Genomic DNA, 13816 nt, shown 5'->3' on the forward strand with positions numbered 1-13816 from the left:
CTGGAGCAGAAAAATATGGCGCGTGTCATTTCGGTCGAGGCCGAGCGCTTTCCGATAGCCGGGACCTTTACCATTTCGCGCGGCTCGAAGACCGAAGCGGAGGTGATTTCCTGCGCCATCACCGAAAACGGCCGTACAGGACGCGGCGAATGCGTCCCTTACAAGCGCTATGGCGAGACCATGGAGGGTGTGCGCGACGCGATCGAGGCGATGCGCAGCGAGATCTCGCGCGGCATCAGCCGCATCGCCCTGCTCGATGCCATGCCTGCCGGCGCGGCACGCAGTGCCATCGACTGCGCGCTCTGGGACCTGGAAGCGAAGATCAGCGGAACACCGGTGGCGCATACGATACGAACCGTTCCGTTACGACCGCTTGAGACGGCGTATACATTGTCGCTCGCCGAGCCGGAGGCGATGGCGGCGCAGGCCCGCGCTAACGCCCAGCGCCCGCTACTCAAGGTCAAGATCGGCGGCGACAACGACATCGCGCGCATCCGTGCAGTGACGGCGGCAGCACCCGACAGCCGAATCATTCTCGACGCCAATGAGGGCTGGAATGACGACAATATCGTCGCAAACCTCGCCTTTGCCGCCGAGCACGGTATCGCCTTGATCGAACAGCCGCTGCCGGCGGGACATGACCGTATTCTTCGCCACATCGCGCATCCGGTACCGATCTGTGCCGACGAAAGCGTGCACGAGGCGAAGGACCTTGAAGCGCTTGTCGGCCTTTATGACGCCGTCAACATCAAGCTCGACAAATCGGGTGGCCTGACCGCTGCACTCGTGCTTCGCGACCGCGCCCGCGAACTGGGTCTTGGTGTCATGGTCGGCTGTATGGTCGGCACATCGCTTGCGATGGCGCCGGCCGTGCTGTTGGCGCAGGATGCCGATTTCGTCGATCTCGACGGTCCGCTGCTGCTGGCCCGCGACCGCGTTCCCGGTCTCGTCTACCAAGGTTCGCTGGTGTCACCGCCCGAGCGGGCGCTGTGGGGCTGAACGCGCGGCAAGCCCGATCAGAGCCAGGCCCGTCAGGGCGATCGGGATCATCGCAAAGAAGCCATTCGCGCCGAAGCGGTCGTAAAGAGGACCGGAAATCAGCGTCGCCGCCGCCATGAAGAAGCCATTGGAGAAGTAGGCGATGCCTTGCGCCGCCCCGGTGCGTTCTTCCGCGACCGTCTCACCGATCATCTTTTGCAGGCCGATCAGCACCAGCGCCACAGAAACCGCGTGCAGCGTCTGGATCGCGAAAAACCCGCCAACGCCAAGCCCAAGCGGCCAGATCAGCGGAAAGGCGAACCAGCGCACGATCGCGCCAATCCCGGCAATCAGCATGATCGAGACGACCGAGAAGGAGGCGAAAGCGCGGGTGAAAACGACGAACATGCATATCTCGGCGACGACGCCCCACCCCCACAGAAGCCCGACAACCGAATCGCTGATGCCGATCGACTTCCAGTAGATCGACACGAAACCGTAGAGAAATGCGTGGCTGGCGGTGATGACGCCGACGCCTGTCGAAAAATAGAGGAAGTACCGGTTGAGGAGTTTCGGTGCCGATTGCTGGATATCGGCGGCCGAAAGCGGCGAGGCGCGGCGTGGACGGCCGAGGCGCGGCGCAATCAGTCCGGCGGCTAGCGCGGCAAACAGCGCCGCGAAGATGATCACCGGGACAGCCTGGGCACCGCTCGCCGACAGGATGAAACCGCCGGCGAGATTGGCGCAGAGATAGGAGATCGAGCCCCATTTGCGCATGCTTGCGTAATTCGAGCCGAAGCGGCGAACACCTGAAAGGGCGAGCGAATCGGCAATCGGCGAATGCGGCGTCCAGACGACCGTCAGGGCCAACGACACGGCAAGTACCGTTGCGTAGGTCGGCGGCAGGAGGTAGCCGGCGGACAGGATCAGCGATGCGGCGACCAGCGCAACATAGACATTGGCGCGGTCGCTCGCTTTGTCTGCCAGCGCAGTAAGAAAAGGCGTCGTCGCCACGCGCAGGAACATCGGCGCGGCGAGGATCACGGCTATCTGTTCGGCATGGAACCCCTTCGCCTGCAGCCACAGCGGGAAATACGGCACATGCGTCCCGAGCGGAACGAAGAGCGTAAAGAAGATCAAGCTCATGCGCAGTTCGAAATGGCGTGGCTTGACGAGCTGTTCGGGCGAAAGCGGCGGCAGCGAGGACATTGACAGGCGATCCGTCGGCACGGCATTCAGCCGGGTCGGCCCGCCACACCTGCCGCTGCTTAACACGGCGAAAAAGTCGATGAAACCGCTGGACTAACCGATTGAAGCGAGATGCGGCCGGATTTGGTCAAGCCGCCTGGACTGCCCTGCCCTTGATGTCGATCGGCACGAGCACCTCGCTGCCGACCGGAGTCTCCGGCAGGACATGCGCCCAGTGCAGGATCTCCATCCGGCCGTCAAAATGCTCGACCACCGCCGTGCAGCTCTCCACCCAATCGCCGGTGTTGATGTATTGCACGTCCTCATAGCGTTCGATCGCGGCATGGTGGATGTGCCCGCAGATCACGCCGTCGACATGCGAGCGGCGCGCCTCCTCGGTCAGCACGGTCTGGAACGAGCCGATGAAATTCACCGCCTTCTTGACCTTGACCTTGGCCCAGGACGAGAACGACCAGTAAGGCAGGCCGAGCACCTGGCGCAGGCGCGTGATGACGCGGTTGACCAGCATCGCCGCGTCATAGGCGTAGTCGCCGAGATAGGCCAGCCAGCGCGCATTATGGACGACGGTGTCGAACTGGTCGCCATGGATGACAAGAAGGCGTTTGCCATCGGCCGTCTCGTGGATGGCGCGATCGGCGACGACAATGCCGCCGAAATGCACGCCCTGGAACTGGCGCGCGAACTCGTCGTGATTGCCGGCGATGTAGGTGATGCTGGCGCCCTTGCGCGCCTTGCGCAGCAATTTCTGGACGACGTCATTGTGGCTCTGCGGCCAATGCCAGCTTCGTCTCAAGCGCCAGCCGTCGACGATGTCGCCGACGAGATAGATGATATCGGCATCGTGATGGCGCAGGAAATCGATCAGGAACTCGGCCTTCGCCGCCTTCGATCCGAGATGGACGTCGGAGATGAACATGCTGCGGAAAGTGCGGGGCTCTGCGCCGGACATCATTTGTCACCGTTGCTTTCGCGTGAGGCTATGCCCCGATTCATGCAACAACCGTATGACGGTTGCGATTGGTCCAGCCATCCGGATAGGTTGCCGCGGCAATCGGAGGAGAAAATCACCATGGATCTCGGCATTCGCGGCAAGAAGGCCATCGTCTGCGCTTCCAGCAAAGGCTTGGGACGCGGCTGCGCCATGGCACTGGCAGAGGCAGGTTGCGATCTGGTGGTCAATGGCCGCAACGCCGACGTGCTGGCCAAAACTGCCGCTGAACTGCGCGAGAAATTCGGCGTCAAGGTGACCGAAATCGTCGGCGACGTATCCAAGCCCGATGTCCAGAAGGCGCTGCTTGCCGCCTGCCCCGATCCCGACATCCTCGTCAACAACAATGGCGGTCCGCCGTTTCGCGATTTCCGCGCGCTCGACCGCGAAAAGATCCTCGAAGGCGTCACCCAGAACATGGTGACCCCTGTCGAACTGGTTCAGGCGGTGATCGACGGCATGGCGGCGCGCGGCTTCGGCCGCATCGTCAACATCACCTCGCTGTCGGTCTATGTTCCTATCCCCGGCCTCGACCTGTCGTCCGGCGCCCGCGCCGGCCTCACTTCGTTCCTCGCCGGCGTCGCGCGCACGGTGATCGACCGCAATGTGACGATCAACAACATGCTGCCGGGAAAACTCGATACCGACCGGCTGCGCGGCCCGCACGAGGCCGGCACGCCCGAAGATCCGGCCGCCGCCGCCGCGCGCAAGGCGCAAGCAGCGGCCAATGTTCCGGCCAAGCGACTCGGCACGCCGGAGGAATTCGGCCAGATCTGCGCCTTCCTGTGCTCGGTCCATGCCGGCTATCTGACCGGACAGAACATACCGGTGGACGGCGGCCTCTATGTCAGCGCGTTTTAGTGGGTATCTGACGCTTTGGTATCCGCTGGGAACGGCGGGAAACGACCCATTGCGGACGTTGTAGCCATCAGCATAAGCTCCGCCAATGCAACACTCGTCCCTCGTATCCTTCCTCAACGGCGACAAACTACCGGACGAGCTTTGGCAGGAGATTGAAGCCGAAGTGACCGAATGCGTGACCGCCGCATCCAAGCCTGGCTCCGTGGGGCATGTCATCATCACTGAGGGGCCAAATACGATCATTGACCGTCGGCATGTGGACGTGCTGGTTAACGGGCTGGCGGACGGCACGCTCCCGGTCCAAGCCGCCGCCTATGTTGCCGATGCGCTGATCATGAGCGACGACTTCAACTTTGCGGACGAGGGCGTCTTGGAGGTTCTGTTCTTCCTGTCAGACGAGAGCGCGCCCCTTTCGCGAGAAGAGGTGCAAGCGCTGCAGAGCCGCCTTTCGACGGGACTGTAGCGTCCGCTTTCCATCCATTGCGGGCCTTGCGTCTTTCGCAGATACTGGCGGCATGGTTGAACTGGCCGGGCGGAATTATGAAGCAACGATTGGCAGTGATGTTCAACGGGATGGCATGTACCTGGAGCTCGTCGACCAGGACAATCACATAGTGGGCGAGATTTTTTTCTCGGACATTGATGGAAAGATGACGATTACCTTAGGTCAGCCCGAGGTTTCCGTTGAAGTAGTCGAATGGATGATTGCTAAAGCCAAGGTTCGCCTGCCACCGACTGATCCTGTTTCTCCTAACGACGGATCGGGAGGAGTACTGTGAAAACCTTCGCAGAAAGAATGATCGGCAAGTCGATACGGTCCGTTGGAAGAAGTGAAGAAGGGTACGGGATTACTGTTCTTTTCTCCGACGGCACCGGCCTTACCGCCTATTCAGAGGTGTCGCTGCGCATGAGTGACGCAGCAAGCGGTTCGCACATCGAACGCGTCACATCTACCGATCAAGAGATTACCTTTCACTTGGAAGGGGATGACTTCGTCGCGATCTCGACCGACCGTCAAAAGCACGACGCCGTCGAGTTGTTCGTCTACCAAGACACGGACGGCACCTTTATCGTCGAGAACTAAGCGACCGCCCTCCACACATAATGATCATTCGAACCGGCGCCGACATAGCTCGCCGCAGCACTACTTCGTCGCAAACATCTTCCACAGCAGATCGCAAAGTTAGGCTAATGCGAGGCAGAGCGTCGCGCTTGCGACATATCACCCCTCGAAAAGCTGCGGCTGCATGCTAAGAGACTCAAAACACCAAACGGACTGAACTGAGGAGGCGGCCGTCATGACAGGCGAAAGCAAGAAGGCGGCCCGATCCGACCTCGACGAAGCAGCGCTCTATTTCCATAAGCACCCCCGTCCCGGAAAGCTGGAAATCCAGGCGACGAAGCCACTGGGCAATCAGCGCGACCTGGCGCTTGCCTATTCGCCGGGGGTCGCCGCCCCCTGCCTTGAAATCCGCGACGACCCGGCAACCGCCGCCGACTATACAGCCCGCGCCAATCTGGTCGGCGTTGTCACCAACGGTTCGGCGGTGCTGGGCCTCGGCAATATCGGTCCGCTCGCCTCCAAGCCGGTGATGGAAGGCAAGGCCGTACTGTTCAAGAAGTTCGCCGGCATCGACGTCTTCGACATCGAGATCGATGCACCGGGCATCGAGCGCATGGTCGAGACGATCTCGGCGCTGGAACCAACCTTCGGCGGCATCAACCTGGAAGACATCAAGGCGCCCGAATGCTTCGAAGTCGAGGAACAGTTGAAAGCCCGCATGGGCATACCGGTCTTCCATGACGACCAGCACGGCACCGCCATCATCGTCGCCGCCGCTGTGCTCAATGGGCTGGAATTCGCCGGCAAGTCCATCTCCGACATCAAGATCGTCACGTCGGGCGCAGGTGCTGCGGCGCTTGCGTGCCTCAACCTTCTGGTCTCGCTCGGCGCGCGGGTCGAAAACATCTGGGTCACCGACCGGTTCGGGGTCGCCCATAAGGGCCGCGTCGAGGAGATGGACCGCTGGAAAGACCCCTACGTGAAGGATACCGAGGCGCGCGCGCTGGCTGACGTTCTGCCCGGCGCCGACGTGTTTCTCGGCCTGTCTGCCGCCGGCGTACTGAAACCGGAACTGCTCCACCACATGGCGCCCAAGCCGTTGATCCTCGCGCTGGCCAACCCCAATCCCGAGATCATGCCGGAAGCGGCGCGGGCAGCACGGCCCGACGCGATGATCTGCACAGGCCGCTCCGATTTCCCCAACCAAGTCAACAACGTACTCTGTTTTCCCTACATCTTCCGTGGCGCGCTGGATTGTGGTGCAAGCGCCATCAACGAAGAGATGAAAATGGCCGCCGTGCGAGCGATTGCAGCGCTTGCCCGCGAAGAGCCGTCCGACGTTGCCGCGCGTGCCTATTCCGGCGAGACGCCGATCTTTGGTCCGGAGTTCCTGATCCCCTCGCCTTTCGATCCGCGGCTGATCCTGCGCATTGCCCCTGCTGTCGCCAAGGCAGCGTGCGAGACCGGCGTCGCGACCCGGCCGATCACAGATTTCGCCGCCTATATCGACAAGCTGAACCGCTTCGTCTTCCGCTCCGGCCTGGTCATGAAGCCGGTATTCTCGATGGCCAAGACGTCGAGCGCCAAGCGCGTCATTTATGCCGACGGCGAGGACGAGCGCGTGCTTCGCGCCGCGCAGGTCGTGCTCGAGGAAGGCATTGCCGAACCGATCCTGATCGGCCGCCCGCATGTCATCGAGGTGCGGCTGAAGCGCTACGGGCTGCGCATCAAGCCGGGCATCGATTTCGGCTTGATCAACCCGGAAGACGATCCGCGTTACCGCCACTATGTCGACCTTTTGATCGAGCTTGCCGGCCGGCGTGGGGTGACGACGGAAGCCGCGCGCACCATGGTGCGCACCGATAATACGGTGATCGCGGCCCTTGCCCTGAAGCGCGGCGACGCCGACGCCATGGTCTGCGGCCTCGAAGGCCGATTCGAGCGCCATCTGCGCAACGTGACGTTGATCATCGGGCCACGCGCCGGCATTAGGGATCGCGACCTGTCGACGCTCTCCATGCTGATCTCGCAGCGCGGCATCATTTTCCTCACCGACACCCATGTCTCCGTCGACCCGACCGCCGAAGAAATAGCGGAAATGACCGTTTTGGCGGCCGAGGAAATTCAGCGTTTCGGCATCGAGCCCAAGGCAGCCCTGCTTTCGCATTCTGATTTCGGCTCTCGCGATTCGCCAAGCGCCATGAAGATGCGGCAGGCAGCGGCAATCCTGGCGCGCATCGCGCCCGACCTGCAATGCGACGGCGAGATGCATGCCGACTCGGCACTATCGGAGCAGCTGCGCCAACGCGTCTATCCGCATTCGCGGCTGAAAGGCGAAGCCAATCTGCTGGTGTTCCCCAATCTCGATTCGGCGAACATCACACTGACGGCGCTGCGCACAATGATGGACGCGCTGCATGTCGGCCCGATCCTGCTCGGCACCGACAGCCCGGCGCATATATTGACGCCGTCGGTGACGTCGCGCGGCGTCGTCAATATGACGGCACTGGCCGTGGTCGAAGCCGCGCACAAGGCGCAAGCCATCGTCGATCTGGAATAGCCGCGGGCTTTCTCAGATTGGCCTGAACCGGAAATGTCCTGTCTGCCTGAAGGCAAACAAAGTGTCCTCTTCCCTGGCGCCGCCGCCGATATTGTGAATGACCAGTCTTCTTGTCGGTACCAAAGTGGAGCGATTGGACGACACGATGGCAATATGCGACAGATTGCCGGGCAGCATCTGGGCGATGAGATCCCCTGGCCGATAGTCGGCCGGGTCTTGGCTGACGGGCAAGGCAGCACCGCGCCGCTCGAAATAGACCGCAAGGTTGGGCACACGGCGGTGGTCGATGTTGCGGTCGGGCGCCTTCAAGCCCCAAGCCTTCGGATAGGCGGCAAAATTGGCCCGCATATCCTCATGCACCAATTCTTGCAGGTCGAGATCGAAGGCGCGGCGATAGGCACGGATCACGACATCCGTGCACACACCCCGCTCGGGCCCAACGTCCCCGCCCGGATAGGCCAGGCGTGTATAGGTCGGATCGTAGAGCATGGTGACGCCGATCTGCTCACGGGCAGCTTCGACCAATTTGGTACCCCAATCCGGCGTGATGGGCTTTTCCTGCGCCATGGCATCCGGCATCGCCAGGCACAAAAGACCAAACTGCACTGCGGCTCGACGGGTAATCGCGGTCATGCCAAGCCTCCGGGCATTCTGGATCCGGGCATTCTTCTGGGCGAATACGCCTTTTTCGTGCATCGCCAGGATGTCTCGGTCGTGGCTCTGTCCGAGTATGTCGTGCGGCGTGGTCGATATGACAGCGCTGGTCGTGGTCGAAGCCGCGCACCGGCGCAAGCCATCCGATTTGGGATGAAGCCGGAATCGGCGGTATGCTAAACAAACGGTTAACCGCAAGCGCGGTAGCTTTCTGAACGACAGGCAGGCGGAGTTTCGGAGGGATGACGGGCGCATGTTGGAAGCTGACGCGGGCCGCCGCGCTGCTCGGCGCTCTGCTACTGTGCGGCATTGCCGTCACTCAGGCGCAGGCCGCTCCGCGCCTCTGCCGCCAGCTTGAAGCCGATCTTGCCGCCGCTTCTCGTGGTGGCGGCGGCAAACCGGCTTTGCTCAGGAAATATGACGACGCAATCGTCCGGCAGCGCCAGCAGATTTCAAAGGCCGTCAGCCAGGCCAGCAGCGCCGGCTGCGGCTTTTCGCTGTCTCGCCGCAACGCCAATGCATGCGCGGCACTCGACGCCACCATCGATCGCATGGCAGCCAATCTCGACGCCCTCCAGGCCAAGCGCGCCGACCTTGCCGGCGGTGGTTCGCGACGCGATCGCGCGCGCATATTGACGTTGCTTGACGCCAATGGCTGCCGCGATGATGGGGCGGCGCGGACGCCCGCGCCGGTCCGCGAAGCCAGCCGTGAAAACGGCAAGCGAAACCTGCTCGACCAGCTTTTGGGCAGTGACGCAACTGAACCCGGTGCGCCCGATCAGCCTGAAGAGCCCGACCAGGCTGAAGAACTAAGTCAGCCGCGCAACATTCGCACCATGCTCAACAACGCCGACGAGTTGGGCCAGCCGCGAGGCGAATTCCGCACCATGTGCGTGCGGACCTGCGACGGTTATTTCTTTCCGATGTCGAATGCCGCCTCACTGGGCGATTTCGAGCGCGACCAGAAGAATTGCGAATCGAGCTGCCCCGGCACAGAAATGCAGGTTTTCTACACGCGCGGCATGAATGGCGATTCGGCGTCCATGACGTCTTCGGTGACCGGCAGGCCTTATATCGAACTGCCGACGGCCTACCTCTACAAGCAGTCCGACATGCCGCGGCCGCCGACCTGCGGCTGCAATGCCGCGCAGAATTTCGAGATCATCGCCGGCAACCCGCCAACCCGGGCACAATCTGAGGCGAATGTAGAGAGTACCCCGTTCATTCCGCTGCCGGTTGCTAGGCCTGATCCGGGCGCCGACCCGGAGTCCTTGGCCAATGCGCAAGACGGTCTCGACCGTGAGGCGATCAGACGCCTTGCCGTCAAGCCCGTGCCTTCGCCGACGTCCCTGCCCCCGCCAGAACAGCGCAAGGTCAGGGTCGTCGGGCCAACGTTCCTTCCCGACCCAGCAGCGGCAACAGATCTGCAAGCTCCGGACCCGAAGGCTGTCCCGTAAGCGCCAGCCTGAGCGGCATGAACAGCGCCTTGCCCTTACGGCCGCTCGCCTCTCGGATCTTGCCGGTCCAGTCTTTCCAGACGGTGCCGTTCCAAGGCTCCTCCGGCAGCAGTTCGAACGCCTGGCGAAGAAAGTCGCGGTCATCGTCGGAAAACTCCGCCGGCTCCTCTGGACCGTCTCGAAGCGTACGCCACCAGATCGCCGCATCGGCCAGCCTGTCGAGATTGCCGCGCACGGCCAGCCAGAAAGGCTCGGCCTGTTCGCCGGAGATGCCGAGCACGATCAGCCGGTCGCGCGCCTCGGAAAACGGCATGTGATGCAGCAGCGTGCGGTTGAGCACGAAGAGCTCGTCCGGGTCGAATTTGGCGGCGGATTTCGATGTTGCAGCCGGATCGAAGCGCTCGGCTAGCTCGGCCATCGTTGGCACCGCCACGACGTTTTCCGAGGTGCCGACGAGCACCGCCAGCGAAGCGATCGCCATCGGCTCGATGCCGCTCTCACGCAGGCTCTGGATGGACAGCGCGCCGGTGCGCTTCGAAAGTCCCTCGCCTGATGCCGTTGTCAGGAGATTGTGGTGGCCGAACACCGGCGGCTCCGCGCCAAGTGCTCGGAACAGGGCTATCTGGACGCCGGTATTGGTGACGTGGTCGTCGCCGCGAATGACATGGCTGACGCCCATGTCGATGTCGTCGACAACCGAAGGCAATGTATAGAGGTAGGTGCCGTCCTCACGCCGCAGAACCGGGTCTGAAAGCGAGGCGAGGTCGACGGTCTCTTCGCCGCGCACCAGGTCGTTCCACTGGATTTCGGTGCGCTCCGGCTGCAGCGGATCGCTGCTGAAGTTGGGCAGCAGAAAGCGCCAGTGCGGCCGCCGGCCATCGGCCTCATATTCCGCCACCTGCTCGGGTGCCAGCGTCAGCGCCTCGCGGCCATAGACTGGCGGCAGGCCACGCGTGCGGCGCACCTTGCGCCTCAGGTCGAGCTCTTCAGGCGTCTCATAGCAGGCATAGACGAGGCGCGCCTCCTTCAGCTTCTGCAGTGCGGCATCATAGATTTCGACCCGCCGCGACTGATACTCCGTGGCGTCGGGGAAGATGCCCAGCCAATGCAGGTCATAAAGGATGGCGTCGGAAAATTCCTGCGTCGAACGGGCAACGTCGGTGTCGTCGAAGCGCTGGATGAAGCGGCCCTTGTTCTTGATGGCGAACAGCCAGTTGAACAGAGCGGTGCGCGCATTGCCGATATGGATGCGGCCGGTCGGTGACGGGGCGAAACGGACGGTAACTGTCATGAGCGGGGCGTACCGGATGGTTTTGCTATTGACAAGACGCGCCCCCGCGCTCGGCGGCAGACATAGAACATGACGAAGGCGAAGAAAAGACTGCAGCGCCACGCGTCCATCAGGACGCGCGGCGCCGCAACCGTCAGATCACCATGCCTTTGGTCAGCTCAAGCGCCTGGCGTTCGAACAGCCGGCGGTAGATGCCGCCTTGCAGCCGGATCAGCTGGTCATGCGAGCCCTCTTCGACGATGCGGCCGCGATCGAACACCAAAAGCCTGTCCAGCGCCCGCACCGTCGACAGCCGGTGGGCAATGACCAGCGTCGTGCGGCCGACCATCAAGCGCTCCATCGCCTGCTGGATCAGCACCTCCGATTCCGAATCGAGGCTCGACGTTGCCTCATCCAGGATGAGAATGCGCGCATCGGCAAGAAAGGCGCGTGCGATTGCAACGCGTTGACGCTCACCACCCGATAGCTTTACGCCACGCTCGCCGACCAGCGTGCCATAGCCTTTCGGCAAATTGGCGATGAAGTCATGCGCGCTGGCCAATCGCGCCGCGTGCTCGATCTCGGCCTGCATGGCGGCCGGCCGGGCATAGGCGATGTTTTCGGCCAGCGACCGGTGAAACAGGATCGGCTCCTGCTGGACAATCGCGATCTGTGCGCGCAGCGACGCCTGCGCCACATTGGCAATATCCTGGCCGTCGATCAGGATATTGCCCGCAGTCACGTCGTAGAGGCGCTGGATCAGCTTGACGAATGTCGTCTTGCCGGAGCCCGAATGGCCAACCAGCCCAACCCGTTCGCCCGGCGCGATGTCCACCGAAAAGTCGCGATAGAGCGGCAGGCGGTGGCTGCCATAATGGAACGTGACCTTGTCGAAGGTGATACGGCCATCGGTGATCCGGATCGGTTTGGCTCCGGGCCGATCCTCGATGCCGAGTGGTTCGGACTGGAAGTCGACCAGTTCCTCCATGTCGTTGATCGAGCGCTGCAGATTGCGGATATGTGTGCCGATGTCGCGCAGATAGCCTTGCAGCACGAAGAATGAGGTCAACACGAAGGCGACATCGCCGGCGCTCGCCTGCCCCCACGACCACAACAGCAGGGAGAATCCGATAACCGCTGCCCTCAAAAGCAGCAGCATCGTCCCTTGCGTGGTGCCGTTGACGGTGCCGCGCATCCAGGTGCGGCGCGTGCGACCGCGCCATTTAGCGACGACCTCGGCAAGCCGTGTCTCCTCGCGTTCCTCGGCGCCAAAACCCTTGACCACGGCATTGCAGCTCACCGCGTCGGCCAGCGAGCCGCCGAGCCGTGTATCCCACGCATTGGCAAGCCTTGCCGCGGGCGCGACATAGCCAAGCGACAGCATCGTCGTCACCGCGATGAACAGAACCGAACCGGTGGCGACGACAGCACCCATCAGCGGCCAGAACCAGCCAAGCAGCAGCGTCGAGCCGACGAGCATGACGACCGATGGCAGCAGCGCGATCAGGATCGTGTCGTTGAGCAGGTCGAGCGCCCACATGCCGCGCGTTATCTTGCGCACCGTCGATCCGGCGAAGCTGTTGGCGTGCCAGTCGGTGGAGAAGCGCTGGACGCGGTGGAAGGCGTCGGCGGCGATATCCGCCATCATCTTCAACGTCAGCTCGACAATGGCCATGAAGGCGAGATTGCGCAGCACGACACCGGTGAGCGCCAGGGCCACCAGCATCGAAAAGGCCGCTGTCGCCGCGTTCCACGCAACATCGTCGGCCGCAGCACTGCTGGCGACGGCATCCACCAGCCGGCCGGAATAGAGCGGCGTCAGCACGTCGGCCAAGGTCGACAGCAGGAACGTGCCCATAATGCCGGCAAGTCGCCACGGCTGACGCCGCCAATGGCTGAGCGTGAAGCCAAGAACGCTGCGAAAGGCGCCCGCGCGCAAATCTATTCGAAAACGAGTCATGATGTCATTCGGGCGCAAACGAGCCCGATCCCACGAAAGTAGAAATTGAAAAACCGCGTCGGCGCCGTTTGGCGCCCGGAGATGCGGAGGTTTGGCGTATTTGGCGGCCCTGTAGAGGGGCGGCGACCGGCAGCGGCGAAATACCTGCCTCGGTTCAGCCTTGCCGCGAGGCTATCTCGCGGCGCACTGACCAAGACCTAGGCTTCGCGGCCTCGCATAACGATGTCAAATCCTGGCATTCGGTTCCTCCTGAAGGGGAATCGCGGAGAGGTGTTTATAGAGACGCCTCAACGCCGCGCCAAGTCAGTAGATAGCCAAAAGCGCATCTGGTCCAAGCAGTGAGACGATTTTGCAACAATCGCGGGTTGTGCGCTGCCTCTGTTCAGGTTGCCGGGATACGGTCGAAGCGCATATAGCGGCCGTCGGTGGAAGGCCTGAAGCCGAGCTTTTCGTAAACCGCATGGGCGTCGTTGGTCGACAGGCTCCAATGCGTGACCGTCTTGACGTCCGAGTGGTCGATAAGCGCCTGGACAAGCCGGGTTCCGATGCCTTGTCCGCGATACCCGGGCCAGACAATTATGTCTGCGAGATAGGCAAATACCGTACGGTCGGTGATCGCCCGGCCGAAGCCGACCTGATTGCCGCCGACATAGGCGCCGACGCACAGTGAGTTGGCGAAGGCGCGGCGGTGCAGTTCATCGCTGCGGCCGCTGCCCCAATAGCTCTCCTTCAAAATGTCGGACGTCGCCCGGAAGTCGATCCGCGACGGGTCGAAGCTGATTTCAAGGTTGGCCATGGCTAAACCGTTAAACAGGC

13 protein-coding genes are annotated in these 13816 nt (G+C 62.4%); 7 read left to right on the forward strand and 6 right to left on the reverse strand.

Translation table 11 applies throughout. The features are described 5' to 3' along the window. The first annotated feature begins 15 nt into the window (after positions 1 to 15). Positions 16 to 999, forward strand: coding sequence for an N-acetyl-D-Glu racemase DgcA (dgcA, locus tag NKI17_RS21200; RefSeq protein WP_352646457.1), 984 nt, complete (start codon positions 16 to 18; stop codon positions 997 to 999). On the opposite strand, the gene NKI17_RS21205 is transcribed toward dgcA, so the two are convergent. Together NKI17_RS21205 and NKI17_RS21210 are read right to left on the reverse strand one after the other, a co-directional pair. Then, on the reverse strand, positions 970 to 2187 hold the full coding sequence (locus tag NKI17_RS21205; RefSeq protein WP_352502483.1) for an MFS transporter: 1218 nt from the start codon (positions 2185 to 2187) through the stop codon (positions 970 to 972). The genes dgcA and NKI17_RS21205 overlap by 30 nt on opposite strands. A 127-nt stretch (positions 2188 to 2314) precedes the next feature. Continuing rightward, positions 2315 to 3136, reverse strand: a complete 822-nt coding sequence (locus tag NKI17_RS21210; RefSeq protein WP_352568769.1) for a UDP-2,3-diacylglucosamine diphosphatase — start codon at positions 3134 to 3136, stop codon at positions 2315 to 2317. A 120-nt stretch (positions 3137 to 3256) separates the two neighbouring features. On the opposite strand from NKI17_RS21210, the gene NKI17_RS21215 reads away from it, so the two are divergent. The 5 genes from NKI17_RS21215 to NKI17_RS21235 all read left to right on the forward strand — a co-directional run bounded on the left by NKI17_RS21215 (position 3257) and on the right by NKI17_RS21235 (position 7659). Then, positions 3257 to 4036, forward strand: a complete 780-nt coding sequence (locus tag NKI17_RS21215) for an SDR family oxidoreductase (RefSeq protein ID WP_352448726.1) — start codon at positions 3257 to 3259, stop codon at positions 4034 to 4036. Between the two features lie 163 nt (positions 4037 to 4199). Continuing rightward, complete coding sequence (locus NKI17_RS21220; RefSeq protein WP_352568770.1) at positions 4200 to 4499, forward strand: hypothetical protein; 300 nt, start codon at positions 4200 to 4202, stop codon at positions 4497 to 4499. 52 nt (positions 4500 to 4551) lie between these two features. Next, entirely contained in the window at positions 4552 to 4815 is a 264-nt protein-coding gene (locus tag NKI17_RS21225) for a hypothetical protein (RefSeq protein WP_352568771.1), read from the forward strand. Continuing rightward, positions 4812 to 5120 carry a hypothetical protein gene (locus tag NKI17_RS21230; protein ID WP_352568772.1) on the forward strand — a complete coding sequence of 103 codons (309 nt, stop codon included), beginning with the start codon at positions 4812 to 4814 and terminating at the stop codon, positions 5118 to 5120. The genes NKI17_RS21225 and NKI17_RS21230 overlap by 4 nt, the downstream gene beginning before the upstream one ends. Positions 5121 to 5334: 214 nt before the next feature. Then, the gene (locus NKI17_RS21235) at positions 5335 to 7659 is read left to right on the forward strand and encodes an NADP-dependent malic enzyme (protein ID WP_352568773.1); all 2325 of its coding nucleotides are present in this window, start codon (positions 5335 to 5337) and stop codon (positions 7657 to 7659) included. A gap of 12 nt (positions 7660 to 7671) precedes the next feature. Here NKI17_RS21235 and NKI17_RS21240 read toward each other — a convergent pair whose 3' ends face one another. Continuing rightward, on the reverse strand, positions 7672 to 8292 hold the full coding sequence (locus tag NKI17_RS21240; protein WP_051406245.1) for a DUF1287 domain-containing protein: 621 nt from the start codon (positions 8290 to 8292) through the stop codon (positions 7672 to 7674). A 263-nt stretch (positions 8293 to 8555) separates the two neighbouring features. On the opposite strand from NKI17_RS21240, the gene NKI17_RS21245 reads away from it, so the two are divergent. Continuing rightward, entirely contained in the window at positions 8556 to 9770 is a 1215-nt protein-coding gene (locus NKI17_RS21245; protein ID WP_352568774.1) for a DUF2865 domain-containing protein, read from the forward strand. Here NKI17_RS21245 and gltX read toward each other — a convergent pair. From gltX to NKI17_RS21260, 3 genes are all read right to left on the reverse strand, one after another. Then, on the reverse strand, positions 9688 to 11061 hold the full coding sequence (gltX, locus tag NKI17_RS21250) for a glutamate--tRNA ligase (RefSeq protein WP_352568775.1): 1374 nt from the start codon (positions 11059 to 11061) through the stop codon (positions 9688 to 9690). The two genes, NKI17_RS21245 and gltX, sit on opposite strands and share 83 nt — an antisense overlap. A 133-nt stretch (positions 11062 to 11194) precedes the next feature. Next, on the reverse strand, positions 11195 to 13000 hold the full coding sequence (locus NKI17_RS21255; protein WP_352568776.1) for an ABC transporter ATP-binding protein: 1806 nt from the start codon (positions 12998 to 13000) through the stop codon (positions 11195 to 11197). Between the two features lie 382 nt (positions 13001 to 13382). Further along, positions 13383 to 13796, reverse strand: coding sequence for a GNAT family N-acetyltransferase (locus NKI17_RS21260; protein WP_352619846.1), 414 nt, complete (start codon positions 13794 to 13796; stop codon positions 13383 to 13385). Between the last annotated feature and the right edge of the window lie 20 nt (positions 13797 to 13816).

It is taken from the genome of Mesorhizobium sp. M0816 (assembly GCF_040320005.1).
Taxonomy (GTDB): Bacteria; Pseudomonadota; Alphaproteobacteria; order Rhizobiales; family Rhizobiaceae; genus Mesorhizobium.

Excerpts from the sequence above, each read along its gene's own strand:
- NKI17_RS21255 (WP_352568776.1), bottom strand. The coding sequence starts at position 13,000 with ATGACTCGTTTTCGAATAGATTTGCGCGCGGGCGCCTTTCGCAGCGTT.
- gltX (WP_352568775.1), bottom strand. The coding sequence starts at position 11,061 with ATGACAGTTACCGTCCGTTTCGCCCCGTCACCGACCGGCCGCATCCAT.
- NKI17_RS21205 (WP_352502483.1), bottom strand. The coding sequence starts at position 2,187 with ATGTCCTCGCTGCCGCCGCTTTCGCCCGAACAGCTCGTCAAGCCACGC.
- NKI17_RS21225 (WP_352568771.1), top strand. The coding sequence starts at position 4,552 with ATGGTTGAACTGGCCGGGCGGAATTATGAAGCAACGATTGGCAGTGAT.
- NKI17_RS21245 (WP_352568774.1), top strand. The coding sequence starts at position 8,556 with ATGACGGGCGCATGTTGGAAGCTGACGCGGGCCGCCGCGCTGCTCGGC.
- NKI17_RS21215 (WP_352448726.1), top strand. The coding sequence starts at position 3,257 with ATGGATCTCGGCATTCGCGGCAAGAAGGCCATCGTCTGCGCTTCCAGC.
- NKI17_RS21210 (WP_352568769.1), bottom strand. The coding sequence starts at position 3,136 with ATGTCCGGCGCAGAGCCCCGCACTTTCCGCAGCATGTTCATCTCCGAC.
- dgcA (WP_352646457.1), top strand. The coding sequence starts at position 16 with ATGGCGCGTGTCATTTCGGTCGAGGCCGAGCGCTTTCCGATAGCCGGG.
- NKI17_RS21235 (WP_352568773.1), top strand. The coding sequence starts at position 5,335 with ATGACAGGCGAAAGCAAGAAGGCGGCCCGATCCGACCTCGACGAAGCA.
- NKI17_RS21260 (WP_352619846.1), bottom strand. The coding sequence starts at position 13,796 with ATGGCCAACCTTGAAATCAGCTTCGACCCGTCGCGGATCGACTTCCGG.
- NKI17_RS21240 (WP_051406245.1), bottom strand. The coding sequence starts at position 8,292 with ATGACCGCGATTACCCGTCGAGCCGCAGTGCAGTTTGGTCTTTTGTGC.